Source organism: Sphingobium sp. AP49, from assembly GCF_000281715.2.
Taxonomy (GTDB): Bacteria; Pseudomonadota; Alphaproteobacteria; order Sphingomonadales; family Sphingomonadaceae; genus Sphingobium.
On sequence record NZ_CP124576.1, the window covers coordinates 2,771,439 to 2,787,800 of the forward strand.

General features: G+C 63.8%; 14 protein-coding genes and 1 tRNA gene. 6 read left to right on the forward strand and 9 right to left on the reverse strand.

Annotated elements, in window-relative coordinates; all coding sequences use genetic code 11:
* The first annotated feature begins 103 nt into the window (after nt 1-103).
* Both PMI04_RS13215 and PMI04_RS13220 read left to right on the forward strand, forming a co-directional pair.
* Nucleotides 104-2,821, forward strand: coding sequence for a TonB-dependent receptor (locus PMI04_RS13215; RefSeq protein ID WP_238535949.1), 2,718 nt, complete (start codon nt 104-106; stop codon nt 2,819-2,821).
* Nucleotides 2,822-2,901: 80 nt separating this feature from the next.
* Nucleotides 2,902-4,989: an acylase gene (locus tag PMI04_RS13220; RefSeq protein WP_238535948.1), complete on the forward strand. Its 2,088-nt coding sequence runs from the start codon at nt 2,902-2,904 to the stop codon at nt 4,987-4,989.
* Between the two features lie 284 nt (nt 4,990-5,273).
* Here PMI04_RS13220 and PMI04_RS13225 read toward each other — a convergent pair whose 3' ends face one another.
* On the reverse strand, nt 5,274-5,933 hold the full coding sequence (locus PMI04_RS13225) for a sigma-70 family RNA polymerase sigma factor (RefSeq protein ID WP_007712081.1): 660 nt from the start codon (nt 5,931-5,933) through the stop codon (nt 5,274-5,276).
* Nucleotides 5,934-6,158: 225 nt separating this feature from the next.
* Here PMI04_RS13225 and PMI04_RS13230 point away from each other — a divergent pair.
* Nucleotides 6,159-6,233 (forward strand) — tRNA-Asn (locus tag PMI04_RS13230).
* 203 nt (nt 6,234-6,436) lie between these two features.
* Here the strand turns inward: PMI04_RS13230 and PMI04_RS13235 are convergent.
* Genes PMI04_RS13235 through PMI04_RS13245 form a run of 3 tightly spaced genes read right to left on the reverse strand, consistent with a single transcriptional unit; the run spans nt 6,437 to nt 9,215 of the window.
* Complete coding sequence (locus PMI04_RS13235) at nt 6,437-7,852, reverse strand: SPOR domain-containing protein (protein ID WP_007712079.1); 1,416 nt, start codon at nt 7,850-7,852, stop codon at nt 6,437-6,439.
* 20 nt (nt 7,853-7,872) lie between these two features.
* Nucleotides 7,873-8,478 (reverse strand): hypothetical protein, encoded by a 606-nt coding sequence (locus tag PMI04_RS13240; RefSeq protein WP_007712076.1) that lies wholly within the window; start codon nt 8,476-8,478, stop codon nt 7,873-7,875.
* Between the two features lie 14 nt (nt 8,479-8,492).
* Nucleotides 8,493-9,215, reverse strand: a complete 723-nt coding sequence (locus PMI04_RS13245; protein ID WP_007712074.1) for a ParA family protein — start codon at nt 9,213-9,215, stop codon at nt 8,493-8,495.
* 187 nt (nt 9,216-9,402) lie between these two features.
* Between PMI04_RS13245 and PMI04_RS13250 the strand changes: the two genes are divergently transcribed.
* Nucleotides 9,403-10,452 carry an SPOR domain-containing protein gene (locus PMI04_RS13250; protein ID WP_037486793.1) on the forward strand — a complete coding sequence of 350 codons (1,050 nt, stop codon included), beginning with the start codon at nt 9,403-9,405 and terminating at the stop codon, nt 10,450-10,452.
* 16 nt (nt 10,453-10,468) lie between these two features.
* Here PMI04_RS13250 and gcvA read toward each other — a convergent pair whose 3' ends face one another.
* Complete coding sequence (gene gcvA, locus PMI04_RS13255) at nt 10,469-11,368, reverse strand: transcriptional regulator GcvA (RefSeq protein ID WP_007712072.1); 900 nt, start codon at nt 11,366-11,368, stop codon at nt 10,469-10,471.
* Between the two features lie 88 nt (nt 11,369-11,456).
* Here gcvA and PMI04_RS13260 point away from each other — a divergent pair, with 88 nt between their 5' ends.
* The gene (locus PMI04_RS13260; protein WP_007712071.1) at nt 11,457-12,473 is read left to right on the forward strand and encodes a DUF1338 domain-containing protein; all 1,017 of its coding nucleotides are present in this window, start codon (nt 11,457-11,459) and stop codon (nt 12,471-12,473) included.
* A gap of 52 nt (nt 12,474-12,525) precedes the next feature.
* The gene (purU, locus tag PMI04_RS13265) at nt 12,526-13,395 is read left to right on the forward strand and encodes a formyltetrahydrofolate deformylase (protein WP_007712070.1); all 870 of its coding nucleotides are present in this window, start codon (nt 12,526-12,528) and stop codon (nt 13,393-13,395) included.
* 32 nt (nt 13,396-13,427) lie between these two features.
* Here purU and PMI04_RS13270 read toward each other — a convergent pair whose 3' ends face one another.
* From PMI04_RS13270 to PMI04_RS13285, 4 genes are all read right to left on the reverse strand, one after another.
* Entirely contained in the window at nt 13,428-13,580 is a 153-nt protein-coding gene (locus tag PMI04_RS13270) for a hypothetical protein (protein ID WP_007712069.1), read from the reverse strand.
* 208 nt (nt 13,581-13,788) lie between these two features.
* Nucleotides 13,789-14,625 (reverse strand): S-formylglutathione hydrolase, encoded by an 837-nt coding sequence (gene fghA, locus PMI04_RS13275; protein ID WP_007712068.1) that lies wholly within the window; start codon nt 14,623-14,625, stop codon nt 13,789-13,791.
* A 14-nt stretch (nt 14,626-14,639) separates the two neighbouring features.
* A complete protein-coding gene (locus tag PMI04_RS13280) occupies nt 14,640-15,020 on the reverse strand; it encodes a VOC family protein (protein ID WP_007712060.1) in 381 nt (126 codons plus the stop codon).
* Between the two features lie 26 nt (nt 15,021-15,046).
* Nucleotides 15,047-16,159 carry an S-(hydroxymethyl)glutathione dehydrogenase/class III alcohol dehydrogenase gene (locus PMI04_RS13285; protein WP_007712058.1) on the reverse strand — a complete coding sequence of 371 codons (1,113 nt, stop codon included), beginning with the start codon at nt 16,157-16,159 and terminating at the stop codon, nt 15,047-15,049.
* Between the last annotated feature and the right edge of the window lie 203 nt (nt 16,160-16,362).

Sequence of the window (16,362 nt, forward strand, 5' to 3'; positions counted from 1 at the left end):
TTTTCGGAACGTTTCTCTGTGCGCGGTCGCAACGGTCGTTGCCCTTAGCACCCAATCGGCCGCAGCGGCAGAACCGGCGAAGTTCAAGATTCCGGCCCAGTCGATGCAGACGGCCCTGACGCTCTTTGCCAAGCAGTCGGGCATCCAGCTTCTCTTCCCCTACGACCAGGTTGCCGGCCTTCATGCCCAGTCGGTCAACGGCAAGATGACACCCGATGTCGCCCTCCAGCGGCTGATCGCCGGATCGGGGCTGAAGATCACGCTGTCGAACAACAATGTCATTGCCCTGTCGCTGAGCGCCCAGGCGCACAAGATCCGCGCCGTCGAAGTCGCGAGCCTGGGCGTCACCGCCCTTCCCTTCGCGATGCAGGCCAGCGCCGTGCCGCAGGCCAGCACCGCGGCCGCCGAGGAAGCCCCTGGCCCTGCGATCGTCGTGACCGGGTCGCGTGGCCAGGCCCGCACCGTCACCGACAGCCCGACGCCGATCGACGTCATTTCCGGCGCGGACCTGACCCGGACCGGCAAGGCGGGTGTGTTCCAGGCCCTCAACACGCTCGTGCCCTCCTTCAACCTGCCGGTACGGGCGGGCGGCGCCACCTCCACCGTCATCGCGACCGGCGGCCTGCGCGGCCTCAATCCCGATCAGGCGCTGATCCTGGTCAACGGCAAGCGCCGCCATAAAACCTCGCTCATCAACGCTGTGTCGTCGCTCTATAATGGCTCGGTTCCGGCCGATCTCGACATGATCCCGACTGCGGCCGTCGATCATATTGAAGTGTTGCGCGATGGCGCGGCCGCCCAATATGGCTCGGATGCCATTGCCGGCGTCATCAATATCATCCTGAAGGATGACAGCAGTGGCGGGTCAGCCAATTTCACCGCCGGCCAGAATTTCGACCGGTCTGACGGCGAACTTTATCAGGCCGATCTCAATTTCGGGATGAAGCTGGGCGCGAACGGCTTTGCGAACCTGTCGCTCAATCTCAAGAAGCAGGAAATGTCGAACCGCGCACTGCCGCTGGCCGACTGTTCGGTAACGGCGACGACGACTTGCCTCTATCCGCTGGTGAACGGGCAGCTCGATCCGCGCGATGCGGCCGCGGTCGGCACCGAGAGAATCGTTACCACCAGCTATGGCGTCATGCCCTCGCGCAGCATCAATACCGCGCTCAATGCGGGATATGATCTGGGCGGTGTCCAACTCTACGCCTTCGGCACCTACAGCCAGCGACGCTCGGACCTGTGGTACAGCTATCGTTATCCCAAGGACATCAACAATGTCATGGGCATCTATCCCGGCGGCTACCGCCCGCACATCATGATCGACGAGGAAGATTTCGAATTCACCGTCGGCGCCAAGGGCGAAGTCGCGGGCTGGGATTGGGATTTCTCCACCGGCTATGGTCGCAATCGCGCGCGCCAGTCGTCAGAAGGTACGCTCAATCCCTCGCTGGGCACACTCAGTCCGACCGAATTCTATATCGGCACGCTCAAATCCTCGGAGTTCGTTACCTCGCTGGACGTGACCCGTGGCTATGATGTCGGCGGCGGCAATCTCCAGGTCTCAGCCGGCGCGCAGCAACGCCACGAACGCTACCAGACCTTCGCCGGGGATGAGCCGAGCTATGCGGTCGGCCCGGCCATCGTTTCTGGCATGACACCGGGCGCGCAAAGCTCGGCCGGGTTCCAGCCGGAGGATGCCGCCTATATGTCGCGCGACAATTATGCCCTTTATGCGGACGTGGCATGGGATCCCAACAAGGACATCACGATCGGCGCGGCTGCCCGTTTCGAGCATTATGACGATGGCAGCGGCAATACGTTGATCTGGAAGGTGAACGGCCGTTATGCAGCGACCGACTGGATCGCCTTCCGCGCGGCCGCCAATACCGGTTTCCGGGCACCCGCCGTTGCCCAGCAAATCTATACCCAGACGACGAACCAGTTCCGCACCGTCAACGGCGTTCCCAACCAGTTGCTGCAGATCAAGACGCTGGCCGTCGATGATCCCGCGGCAATCGCGCTTGGTGCAGAACCGCTGCAGCCCGAAACATCGTTCAACATCTCGGCCGGCGTGGTACTGACGCCGCTGCCCAATTTCAACCTGACGATCGACGCCTATCAGATCGACGTGGATGATCGCATCACCGTCACCAGCACGCTGACGGGTACAGCCATTTCCAACATTCTGATCGCCAGCGGCATCCCGGCATCGCAGGCCAATACCTTGTCGGCGCAATATTATACCAATGCCATCGATACCCGCACGCGCGGCGTCGATGTCGTCGCCTCCTACAGGCACAGCCTGTTCGATACGGTGAACATGCAGTGGAACCTTGGCTTCAACTATAACAAGACCAAGATCACCCATATCATCGACAATCCGCCGGAACTTGCCGCCTTGGGCAGCGACTATGTCCTGTTCGATCGCGCCCGCCGCAGCAACATGACCAATAATCTTCCCCAGACCAAGTTGTCGATCAGCAACCTGGCCACGATGGGCGACTTCACCCTGTCCACGCGACTGACCCGCTTTGGCAGCTTCAAATCCTACCAGAACGGGGTCACCAGCAACGGCGTGACCACCTATCCGAACGATCGCAGCTATGGCGCCAAGTGGATCACCGACCTGGAGGCAAGCTGGCAGGTCACGCCGCTGGTCAATATCGCGATCGGCGCGAACAATATCTTCAACGTCTATCCCGATGAAAATCGCGCCAGCGACGTCAGCGCGACGCTTGGCCAGGGCCTTTACCCTGGAACCTCCCCGATCGGCTTCACCGGCGGCTTCTACTATGGCCGCGTCGGCCTGAGCTTCTGATCCATCACCTATAAAGCGCCGTTCCCCATAGGAACGGCGCATTTTCTACACTGACGGGAGAAATGACGGCGATGCGCCACATGACGATATGGCTCGCGGCTCTGGCCGCATCCTCGGCGATAACGGCCTCGGTCGCGGCCCCTTCCACGACCTGGGGTGGCGGCGAAATCCTGTGGGATAGTTTTGGCGTACCCCATATCTATGCCAAGACCGAGGAAGGCGGCTTCTATGGTTTTGGCTATGCTCAGGCCCAGAGCCACGGCAATCTGCTGCTGCGCATGTATGGCGAAAGCCGTGCCCGCGCCGCCGAATATTGGGGCGAGAAATATGAAAGCCAGGACAAATGGCTGGTCGCCAATGACGTGCCTGCCCGGTCCATCCAGTGGTTCAGGCAGCAGACGCCGCAGATGCAGAAAAATCTCGAAGGCTTTGCGGCCGGGATAAATGCCTATGCCGCCGCCCATCCCGACAAGATCGCGCCGGAGGTGAAGGTCGTCCTGCCGCTCAAGGGTGTCGACATCATCGCCCATGCCCAGCGGCTGATGAATTTCGGCTATATCGCGTCCGACCGCAAGGTGCTGACCGACCCGTCGATCAACGAGGCGGGCGGTTCGAATGCCTGGGCGGTTGCGCCGTCGCGCTCGGCCAGCGGCAAGGCGATGCTGCTCGCCAACCCGCATCTGCCCTGGGCGCCCAGTCAGCTGACCTATTATGAGGCGCAGATAACCGCGCCGGGCCTGGCCATCTACGGCGCGACGCAGGTCGGCCTGCCGGTGCTGCGCTTCGGCTTCAACAATGATCTGGGCTTCACCAATACCGTCAACACGATGCAGGGCTTCACCAGCTACAAGCTGACGCTGGAGGGCGGTGGCTATCGCTTCGACGGCAAGACGCTGCCGTTCAAGGCCGTCACGAAAAGCTACAAGGTCAGGCAGGCCGACGGCACGCTGAAGACGGTCAGCTTCGAACAGAAGAGCACGGTGCATGGCCCGGTCTTCACCCTGCCCGATGGCAAGACGACGGTTGCGCTCAAGGTCGCCGGGCTCGACCGGCCAGGCGTGCTGGAACAATATCTGGAGATGGGCAAGGCGCGCGACTGGGGGGCGTTCGAAAAGGCGCTGCGCAAGATGCAGGTGGTGATGTTCAACATCATCTATGCCGACCGCGCCGGCCATATCCTCTATCTCGACAATGGCCTGCTGCCCAAGCATGAAAGCGGCGATCTCAAATATTGGTCCGCCCCCGTCCCGGGCGATACGTCGGCCACGCTGTGGAAGGATGTCCACAGCTATGATGACATGCCCAAGCTGCTCGATCCGGCGACCGGCTTCGTCCAGAACGCCAATGATCCGCCATGGCTGGCCACCTGGCCCCGCGCGCTCGATCCCAAGAGCTTCCCCGCCTATGTCGCGCCGGTCGGGCCGATGAGCCAGCGCGCCCAGATGTCGGTCAAGCTGATGAGCCAGACGCCCAAGATCAGCTTCGACGATTTCGTGTCGCGCAAGCTGACCACCACCTCGCTGATGGCGGAACGGATGCTGCCTGACCTGCTGGCGGCAGCCGCCGGATCGAACGATGCCGATGTGCAGGCCGCCACGACATTGCTCAAGGGCTGGGACCATCGGTTCGAACCCGACAGCCGCGCCGCGCTGCTGTTCGAGACCTGGGCCGGCCTCTTTGCGCCCAGGAATTTCACCGACCAGTCCAACTATGCCGTCAAATGGACGCTGGACGACCCGCTGGAAACGCCCCGCGGCCTGAAAAACCCGGCGATGGCCGTCGCCATGCTGAAGGACGCGGTAGCGAAGACGAAGCAGCTTTATGGGGCGATCGACCGGCCGTTCGGGGAGGTTTCCCGCTTCCATATCGGGGACGTCAGCGTGCCGGCCAATGGCGGTTTCGGCAATACCGGCGTGTTCCGCACCATCACCTGGGGGCCAATGAAGAATGGCGAGCGCACCCCCGTCCATGGCGAGACATGGGTCTCAATGGTCGAATTTGGCACGCCGATGAAAGCCGTGGGCCTGATGAGCTACGGCAATAGCAGCCAACCTGGCTCCCGCCACAATAGCGACCAATTGCAATTGCTGGCCGACAAGAAATTCCGAACCTTCTGGATCGACCGCGCGGATGTGGAAGGTCATGTGGAAGAGAAGACGGCTTTCTGAGAAATATCGCGATTGCTGGGATGCAGGCACTGCATTCCAGCAATCGATAATTCCGCCCCTTCGCGGCCGTCTGAAATTGCAGCCAATATCTCACAAATGACATGTGAGGCATGACATGCCTGCGACATGGCCGATGCTTCTTCGATCCGCCCCAATATGGCCTGCATCGCCAACGACAGGCCGCATGCCCATGGGGTTAATCATCCCGCGCTGACGGTCTTTTTAAACGGCCCCATCAGTTTGAAACCGCGCCATTTTGCGATCATATATTGGCGAATAATGTGTCAGGCAACGGCTGCGAGAGGCGTCGTCCGCGCTCCCAGCCGGCTTCTGGCAAACCGCTGCTCGATGGCGGTCAGATAGGCAAAAATGCTGACTACGCTACCTTGCTCGCCCTCGAAGTCCGATCTCGCCGTCTGAAGCGAACCGCCCTCCATCAGCAGCTCAAGCGCCGCGCGCGCCCGCGCGACCCGGCTCTTGACCGTCCCTACGGCTGTTCCCATGATTTCGGCTGCTTCCTCATAAGCGAAGCCACCGGCACCGACCAGAATGAGCGCTTCGCGCTGGGGTGCCGGAAGTTGTGCAAGCCCCCGCATCAAATCGGCCAGTTCCGCCGCCTTCTCCTGCCCGGCTGGTGCGGCAAGGACTCGATCCGCGACCAGATCATCCCACGATCCGACGAACTTGCGACGACGGGTGAGGCTGAAATAATGATTGCGAAGGATGGTGAAGGTCCACGCCCTGAAATTGGTCCCCGCGACGAACCGCGCGCGGGCCGCCCAGGCTTTCAGCATCGTTTCCTGAACAAGATCGTCGGCCATATCCCGGTCGCCGCACAAGCCGCGCCCGAAGGCCCGCAATTGAGGCAGCGCAGCGGCAAGTTCCTGCTTGAAGCGCTGATCGGAAAGCCGATCCGCAGCGGGACTCGCATTATGTTCGGTCATGGCAGCCTCCCAGGGTGGTTACGGGAGAAGAACATTCCAACCCGCATTTCTGTTCCCTGCACCGCCCAACGGTAGATTGGGTCGCAAGGGAAGCGCATGAAATCCAAGCGCGCAGAGACCGAGAATCAGGCCATTTTGTTTTTTTGCCGCGATGTTCACACTGGCTCTTGCCATTTGCCAAAAGCCGCTGCATATGCGCCGCCTGTCCGGCGAAATCCGGACTGCTCCCCGATAGCTCAGCGGTAGAGCATTCGACTGTTAATCGAATGGCCGTAGGTTCGAATCCTACTCGGGGAGCCAATTTCCACGCCGCAACTGCCGCGTCGGACAACAGATCATCTCCAACAATCTACGCGAATGCCTTGTCTATAGACTCGCGTGCGCCTCTTGCAGCCCTTGCCCTGCCCCGACATCGACATGGCGCAAATGCAGTACGGGCCACGCCTTTCGACGCAGCCCGTAATATAGCCGTGTGAAGGTGCGCGCTGGCGCGCCGCCAGGGATCAGCGTGACGCGAACTGGCGACCGCGCGGCGCGGCGACAGCCCAGCGCTGCGGCATCGCATTCGGGGCGCCTTCGCGCACGAAACATTGGCCGCGCTGTGCCTTGATCGACTGACACAGCGTCTGTGCATCGGCGCGATTACCAAAGCCACTGATGGCCAGACGGTGAAAGATCTTGCCGTTGACCGTCGCCTGACTGGTCAGCACCGGGAAGGCGGCAATCCGATCGTTGACCCGCGCCATCGACATCCACTTGTCCTTGGCGATCGCCGGTGAGGCATAGGCACCCAACTGGACCACCCAGTTGCTCGCGCCCGTCGTCACCGGCTTGATAAAGGCGACCTGCTGCATCCGCGCCGCTGGCGCAGCAACCGTCGTCGCCTTGGCGATTTTCACCGGCTTGGCCTTGCCTGCGGGGCCTTCGACAATGAAGTCCCGCTTCGCAGCTGTCCGCACCGGGGCCGGCTTGGAGGCAGCCTTGGGCGCGACAACGGCCGCAGGCTTCGCCGCCGGCGTCGAGGCTGGTACGGCAGTTTCAATGATGCGTGTCGTGAGGGTCGCAGTCGGGGTTACCTCGACAGCGGCCGTCTGCACCGGGTTCGGCAAATCGGCGATCGGTGCCGGCGCAGCCTCCGGCGCCGCTTCCGCCAGAGCGGTCGGGGCAGCGTCCGACGCAGCAGGCGCCAGCGCCAGGGCAGCGGGCAGACCGGCATCGGCGGCATCAATGCTAACGCCCATCAACGCAGCGACACGCTGCGGCGCCAGGCTCGGTTCAGCCGTCGCGGCCCACTGCACAATGCGCTGATTGGCAGCCAGTGGTGCAAGGTCCATGCCCACGACCAAACGCGCATCCTTCCAGCGGCCGGCCAGCGCATAGGCATAGGCCAGATTCTGGCGCGTACGCGCGGTAGCCGACGGATCCTGGATCGCGGCCGACAGGATCCGCACACCTTCGGTCGCGTCGCCGGCCATGGCCATCGCCAGGCCATAGTCCCCAGCCGGCACATTATCTGTGTTGGCAGCCAGCAGGCTTCGTGCCGCATCGCTCTTGCCCAGCGCAACCTGCACCAGCGCCAGGCTGACAATGGTCCGCGCGTCGCTGTTACCCAGGGTCATGGCATCGGTGAAGGCCGTCTCGGCTGAGGCAAAGCGCCCCTCCAGCACATAGGCCCGCCCCAGCAGCTGTCGATAGCTCGCATTATTGGGAGCGGCCCGCACGGCAGCCTCGGCGGCCTGCACTGCCTGCACGCCATCGCGCGCAACCAGCGCCTTTTCAGCAGCAGTCACGGACTTGTCCGGATTTTCCTGCCTCACTGCCGCGCTGTGGGAACGGAACGCCGCCCCCGTGCATCCCACCATCGTGGTCGCAACCACCAAAGAGGAAAGGGCTGCCTTTCCAAATGCCGTGCGTTTCATCTGCCTACCCACCCCTTCAATCAGTGCTCGCCGCGTGAGTGCGGCACCTGCTGGGCCAGCCGGTCAATCTCGGGCAGGCCGTCGAGAAATGCGTCCAAGGATTCGGTAACGACCTGCTGTGCCGATCGTCCGGTGATCGCAGCGGCCAATCGCAGCTTGAGATGCCGGGTGGCATCCAGCCGCAAGGTGAAGGCCGCCTTGCGGCCCGATGCACCAGCCATCGACACCGTCTTGGACAGCGCGACCTTCGGCTTGGCGACTTTAGGCGCTGCGACCTTGATCGGCGCAGCCATAGGCTCTGCCGCCTTGGGCGGCGCAACCGCATTGGGCACCGCGTTGGCGATGCGTTCAGCCAGTTCCTCGCGCTCGGCAACGACCGCCGGAACCGAAACCATGGCGGTCATCGGCGTCAGGCCGGTCGCGGCAGGCGGTATCGCCTCGCCTGGCTCCTCATCGTGCGTCGGCACGTCAAAGCCCATATCATTCCAACCCAGGTCTTCGGTCACCATGCCGCCGTTGACGGCACGGCCAAAGCCCAGCATCGGGCGGCGCATGGCGGGCGTCGCAGCGCCCTTGCGAGCAAGCAGACCGGAGGTCAGCGAGGCGATCGGTTTGGCTTCAGCCATGGTGCCTGCTTCCTTTACTGGCCAACGACGCGGCGGCCAAAGCCACCGCCTGCGGGACGGGCAGCGGCAGCAACGCCGACACTGCCCTGAGGCACGGAGAAGACCGTGCGGCGAAAATTCTTCTCCAGGCGATCGGAGATATACGTCCACAGACCGGTTACCTCGGCGGCCGATTTCCCCTTGGGATCGACCTCCATCACGGTACGGCCATCGATCATCGATGCCGCGAAATCGGTACGGTGATGCAGGGTGACCGGTGCGACCGTGCCATGTTGCGACAGGGCGACAGCGGCCTCCGACGTGATCCGCGCTTTGGGCGTCGCCGCATTGACGACAAAGATCAAGGGCTTGCCTGCACGTTCACACAGATCGACCGTCGCGCCAACGGCGCGCAGATCATGCGGGCTGGGACGGGTCGGTACGACGATCAGTTCGGCAACCGAAATAACGCTCTGGATCGCCATGGTGATCGCCGGCGGCGTATCAATGACGGCCAGCTTGAAGCCCTGCTGACGCAGGATTTCAAGATCAGCGGCAAGGCGCGCCACCGTCGTCTGGGCGAAGGCGGGATATTCCGCCTCGCGTTCGTTCCACCAGTCGGCAAGCGAGCCCTGCGGGTCGATGTCGATCAGGACCACCGGGCCCGCGCCGGCAAGCTGAGCTTGCACGGCCAGATGACCGGACAGGGTGGTCTTGCCCGATCCGCCCTTTTGCGATGCCAATGCCAATATGCGCACGCGCCTTCCCCCAGGTAAATCCAGTTCCTGACGGGCTTGCCATGACGGCGCCTAAAATTCGGTTAACTGATGAGCATGCCTCCTCGACATGCGATCATTGGCCATATCCTTGATAAGATGGCATCAATGCTAAGGACCCATTAACCTTATTTCGCGATATCGGCGGGTGAACCTTTCGGTCTGGAGCATGGATATGAAGCGTATCTGGGGAGCGGTCGCGCTCGGAACGGTACTGGGCATGGCCTTGCCGGCCCTGGCCGACGTCAAGGCCGGCGTCGATGCCTGGCAGCAGGGCGATTATGGCAAGGCTATCGGCGAATGGCGCCCCCTTGCCAATGCCGGCGATGCCGATGCGCAGTTCAATCTCGGCCAGGCCTATAAGCTGGGCCGCGGCGTCCCCGCAGACCTCTCGACCGCAATGGATTGGTATCGCAAGGCATCTGCGCAGGGCCACGCCCGCGCCGAGGATAATCTGGGCCTCCTCATGTTCCAGCAAGGCGACCGCGCCGGTGCCATGCCTTATCTTCAGCGCGCCGCGACGCGGGGCGAACCGCGGGCGCAATATATTGTCGGCACCGCCATGTTCAACGGCGACATGGTCGGCAAGGACTGGGTGCGCGCCTATGCACTCATGACCCGCGCGTCCGCATCGGGTCTGCCCCAGGCGTCCAGCAGCCTGCAACAGATGGACAAATATATTCCCGAAGCGCAGCGCAAGCAGGGCTTGGCCCTGGCTGCCAATCTTGAGGCAGACGAAAAGAAAAACGCCATGGCGGCCAACATCACGCCAGTCGATGCGCCCCGCGCCGCCCCCTCCCCGGTGCGCAGCGCGGCCGTACCGGCCTCGACTCCGGCGCCGACAGTGCTGGCTGCAGCGCCACCTTTGCCGCCACCCACAAAAACCGCACCGCAACCGGCCGCCTCCAAGGCATCGCCGGCTCCGGCAAAGCCGGCACCGATCAAGGCCGCACCTGTCCCGGCGCGCGCACCGGCCCCTGCCGCATCGGGCAACTGGCGCGTCCAGCTTGGCGCCTTTGGTGATGAAGCCCGCGCCCGCGCACTGTGGAGTCAACTCAACCGCAAGGTGAACGGCCTGTCGAACTATCAACCCTATCTGGTAAAGGCCGGCACCGTCACCCGGCTTCAGGCTGGTCCGATCGCCAGCAGTGCCGACGCCGCTCGCCTGTGCAACAGCATCAAGGCGGCCGGTTCGGACTGCATGCCCAAGAAAATGTGAGGCAAAGCGCGGACGATTAATCCTCTTCCGCGCGCGCCAGCATCCAGGCGCGAAACCGCGCCAGCCCAGGATGGCCACCCAGCCCCGTGGGATAGACCAGATAATAGGCCTGTTCGCTCGACAGCGGCCGGTCGAACGGGATGACCAGGCTACCCGCCTCCAGCTCCGGCCGGATCAGGAAGCTGGGGATCAACGCCACGCCCGCGCCAGCCACCACGGCCTGCGCCAGCATCAGGAAATGCTCGAATGCCGGTCCCTGCGGCAACGGCCCCGCCTCGACGCCCGCCGCCGCGAACCAGCGCGCCCAGGCGTCGCGCCGCGAACTCTGGCTCAGCAGCGGCTTGCCCAGCAGATCAGCGGGCGACCGCAGCACATTGGCCGCCAGCCAGTCCGGCGCGCAGACCGGCACCATCTGTTCGCGGAACAGATAATCCTGCGCCACGCCGGGCCATTCCTCCGGCAGGCCATAATGGATCGCCGCGTCAAATTCCTCCTGCGCGAAATCGAACGGGTCGGATCGCGATGCAAAGTCGACCACCAGTTCGGGATGCAGCGCACTCAAGCCCGGCAGGCGCGGCGCCAGCCAGCGCATGCCGAAACTGGGCAGGGTCGCGATCCGCAGCGCCCCCTGCGCCCGCCGCGCCGCCACCCGCCGGGTCGCGCGCCGGATCCGGTCGAGCGCCGGGCGGATCTCCTCGGCATAGGCCTGCCCCGCCTCGTTCAGTTGCACCCGCCGCCCGACCCGATCGAATAGGGGGGTCTGCAGCCAATCCTCCAGCAACGCGATCTGGCGGCTGACCGCGCTTTGGGTCAGCCCCACCTCCACCCCGGCGCGCGAGAAGCTGCCATGGGTCGCGGCCGCGTCGAAACTGTTGAGCGCGCTCATCGGCGGCAGCCATTTGCGCGCCCTATCCATTCCAGTTCCGCATCAAGTGATGACAGCTCCCTATTTGCGCGACCCACCCTATCCTGCGATAAGAGCGCTGTCATCGTGGAGCGTTCTTATGTCGTCGCAGAATGAAGGAAGCATCGCCGCCCTGGTCCAATCGGCGCTCGGCACGGACGCCGGCGATGCCGCGCTCAATGCACTGGCGATCGATCCCGAACTGCTCGCCGAAACTGGCCCGACCGTCTCGCGCGCCGCCTTTGCGATGGCGATGAACGTCATCCTGTTCCACGACCTGCTGGAACGGGTGCCGAGCGGCGCGGCCTATGTCGCCGACACGCTGGCGCGCGGCGGCCGGGTGCTGTTCGACCATGGCGCGCTGCGCACCATCCGCTTTGCCGAGGGACCGACCGGCGCCCTCCCCGCCGGCGAGGATGCCTTCACCCGCATCTTCCTGCCCTTGGGCTATCGCCTGGCCGCCCTCTATCCGCTCGATCGCCTCAAGATGACCGGCCGCGCCTATGTCCATCTCGACGCGCCCGAGGCGATCCCGCAATTCTTCCTCTCCGAACTGCATGTCGACCGGTTTGACGGGGAATTTGGTGCGGCCGCGACCCGCATCTTCGGCACATCGCGCGACCCGCTCGACGCCCCTACCCGCGCGCTGCTGGATCGCTACGCCGCCGGCGAACCGGTCGGCTTCGATGCCGCCGCCGCCGCCCTGCCCATCATCGTCTCCGCCTTCGACCGCCAGCATGAACCGCCGGCCTTTGCCGATTATGAGCTGCTGCTCTCCCGCTCCAACGAAGCCGCCTGGATCGCGACCGAAGGCAATGCCTTCAACCATGCGACCGATCGCGTGTCCGATGTCGCCGCGCTGGCCGATCGCCTCAAGGCGGAAGACCGGCCGATGAAGCCCAAGCTCGAAATCTCCGCGACCGGCCGCGTGCGCCAGACCGCCTTCCGCGCCGACAGCGTCGAACGCCTCTTCGCCGATCGCGAGCTGCGCAACGTGCCGGGTTCCTTCTACGAATTCATCAGCCGCGATATCGACCCGGACACCGGCAAGCTGGACCTTGCCTTCGACACCGGTAACGCCACCGGCATCTTTGCCATGACCAGCGCCAAGGCTTGATCGCGGCTCCAGCTTGAGGCAACGCCTGCGCTGAATTGCTGGAGGCGATGCCGTGAACGACAAGACCATCCCGTCCTGGATACTGACCCTGGTCTGTGCCGACCGCGTCGGCATCGTCGCGGCGGTCAGCCAGTTCCTCGCCGAACGGGGCGGCTTCATCACCGACAGCCAGCAATATGCCGATCGCGAGGCCGACCTCTTCTTCATGCGCGTCGCGTTCGAGGCGACCGACACCGGCATGCGCTTCGACACCGCCGGCTTGCGCGACGAATTTGCCGACATCGGCACCCGTTTCGCCATGGACTGGCGCCTGACCGAGGCCGCCGATCGCCCGCGCATGCTGATCGCCGTGTCGAAGGGTTCTCATTGCCTCGCCGACCTGCTGCACCGCTGGCAGACCGGCACGCTGGCGGTCGACATCATGGGCGTCGTGTCCAACCATCCCGACATGCGCCGCATCACCGAATGGCACGGCATCCCCTATCATGAGCTGCCGCCCAATGGCGACAAGGCCGCGCAGGAGGCCGCCCTGCTCGACCTGTTCGATCGCAGCCGGTCGGAATATCTGATCCTCGCCCGCTACATGCAGGTGCTGTCGGAAAATCTGGTCGATCGGCTGGCGGGCCGCTGCGTCAACATCCATCACAGCTTCCTGCCCGGCTTCAAGGGCGCCCGCCCCTATCACCGCGCCCATGAGCGCGGCGTCAAGCTGATCGGCGCGACCGCCCATTTCGTCACCGCCGACCTCGACGAAGGGCCGATCATCGAACAGGCGGTCGAGCGCGTCGACCATCGCGCCACCGCCGACGACATGATCCGCATCGGCCGCGATATCGAGGCCCAGGTGCTGGCCCGCGCCGTCGGCTGGCTCGCCGACCGGCGCGTGCTGCGCAATGGCGGCAAGACGGTGGTGTTCCGGTAAGAGCGCCGAACGACGCGGCATCCGTTCCGGCGCTAAAGCCCCAGCCGAGTCCAGAAATCGTCCGGCGCCAGCACGGCCTCGCCGCTGCGATGAGGCACGACCCGCGACCAGCTGCTGTGGGGGATATGGATCTGCGCCTTCTTGGGCAAGCGCTGCTGGCGGGTACGAACGGGCTTGTGGGTCATCGTCTTCTCCTTGTGCGGGAGGAACACGAAACCGGGCGTTGTCGCTTGGGTACCGTGCGCTTTAGCCGTTGGTGACGCGGAGCAAGCTGACATCCTTCAAAAGCCGCGAAGCGAAACGCTCGGCATCCTATCTACTCATTAAGTAGAGAAAGGCAAAATAGCTTATCTTGGGGCGCGACCATCCGGGCTTTGCCCGGACGGCCCGCCATCAGCCCAGCCGCGCCGCGTGCCAGCGCAGATGATCGTCCATGAAGCTGGAGATGAAATAATAGCTATGGTCATAGCCCTCGCGCAAATTCAGCGAGAGATCGATACCCGCCATATCGCAGGCCGCGCGCAGCAATTCGGGGCGTAGCTGCCCTTCCAGGAAGCTGTCACCCGCGCCTTGGTCCACCAGCAGCGCATCGATCCGCGCGCCATCCTCGATCAATGCGACCGCATCATGCTTGCGCCATGCCGCGCGGTCGTCGCCCAGATAGCCGCCCAGCGCCTTCTCGCCCCAGGGCACCTGGCCCGGCGCGACGATCGGCGCAAAGGCCGACACCGCGCGATAGCGCTCGGGATAGGTGAGTCCAACGGTCAGCGCGCCATGGCCGCCCATGCTGTGCCCCATGATCGACTGGCGATCCATGTCGGCCGGGAACTGTTCCGCGATCAGCGCCGGCAATTCCTGCGTCACATAGGACCACATGCGATAATGGGCCGCATAGGGCGCCTGTGTCGCGTCGACATAGAAGCCTGCACCCAGGCCGAAGTCCCAGGCGCCGTCCGGATCGTCGGCGACCCCCTCGCCGCGTGGCGAGGTATCGGGCGCAACGAAGATCAGGCCCAGTTCCGCGCAGGCGCGGCGAAACTCGCCCTTCTCGGTCACATTGGCATGGGTGCAGGTGAGGCCGGAAAGATACCAGACCACCGGCAGCTTCGCGCCGGGTTCATGCGGCGGCACGAAGACGGAGAAGGTCATCGCCGTCCCCGTCTCGCGTGAGGCGTGGCGATAGACGCCCTGGATGCCGCCAAAGGCCTTGTTGGTCGAAACCGTCTCCACCCGTACTTCCTTCCTCAGCCGATCCGATGCAGGCCGCACAATTTGTTGCCGGCGGGATCGCGCAGATAGGCGAGATAAAGCTTGCCGAAACCGCCTTCGCGTACGCCCGGCGGATCTTCGCAAGCAGTGCCGCCCGCCGCGACCCCGGCCGCGTGCCAGGCATCGGCCTGCTCGGTCGATGTCATGCGGAAACCGATCGTGCCGCCATTGGCATGGCAGGCGGCTTCCCCGTCGATCGGTTTTGTGACCATGAACAGCGCGCCGTCATGCATGTAGATCAGCCGCCCCTTGTCGTCCTGCATCGCCGGCTTGCCGTCGACAGCACCGAACAGCGCATCATAAAAGGCGCGGGAAACGTCGAGATCATTCGATCCCACCATCACATGGCTGAACATGGTCACTCTCCTGTTGGGTTATCGGTTCAGAAGACGACGACGCTGCGGATGCTCTCGCCCGCATGCATCAGATCGAACCCCTTGTTGATGTCCTCCAGCCCCATGACATGAGTGATCATCGGGTCGATCTCGATCTTTCCGGTCATGTACATGTCGACGATCTTGGGCACGTCGGTGCGGCCCTTGGCCCCGCCAAAGGCCGTGCCGCGCCAGTTGCGGCCCGTGACCAGCTGGAACGGACGGGTGCTGATTTCCTTGCCGGCCTCGGCCACGCCGATGATGATGCTGGTGCCCCAGCCGCGATGGCAGGCTTCCAGCGCCACGCGCATCACCTCGGTGTTGCCGGTGGCGTCGAACGTGTAGTCCGCGCCGCCATCGGTCATCGCGACGATCGCGGCGACCACCTCCTCGCGGCTCATTCCCTTTGAGTTGAGGAACTCGGTCATGCCGAACCTGCGGCCCCATTCCTCGCGATCGGGATTGATGTCGACGCCGATAATCTTGTTCGCACCGGCCAGGCGCGCGCCCTGGATGACGTTGAGGCCGATGCCGCCCAGACCGAAGATCACGACATTGTCGCCCACCTGCACCTTGGCGGTGTTGATCACCGCGCCCACGCCCGTGGTGACGCCGCAGCCGATATAGCAGCTGCTCTGGAACGGCGCGTCCTCGCGGATCTTGGCCAGCGCGATCTCGGGCAGGACGGTGAAGTTGGAGAAGGTCGAGCAGCCCATATAATGGAAGATCGGCTGGCCCTTGTAGGAAAAGCGGGTCGTGCCGTCCGGCATCAAGCCTTTGCCCTGCGTCGCGCGGATCGCGGTGCACAGGTTCGTCTTGCCGCTCAGGCAGGACTTACACTGGCGACATTCGGGGGTGTAGAGCGGGATGACATGGTCGCCCGGCACCAGGCTGGTGACGCCAGCACCCACTTCGCGGACGATGCCCGCGCCCTCATGACCCAGGATCGAGGGGAAGATGCCCTCGCTGTCGAACCCGTCCAGCGTATAGGCGTCGGTATGGCAGATGCCCGTCGCCATGATCTCGACCAGGACTTCACCCGCCTTGGGGCCTTCCAGATCGACTTCGACGATTTCGAGGGGCTTCTTCGCTTCAAAAGCGACGGCGGCGCGGGTTTTCACGGCGGGTTACTCCCATGACTGGCGTGAACGGACGCCCCGGGGACGCCCTAAAAGACATTCCCGGCGTTCATATCGGTTCCGGCAGCAATTGCCAGTCGATACCGCTATCGAAAGGAAAGAGAAATCCCGCAAATACTAAAAAAAGTCGAGCGCATCCAGCGACTTATACCGCCAAAAGAACCGCGCTACCTTTTCCGGTCGTG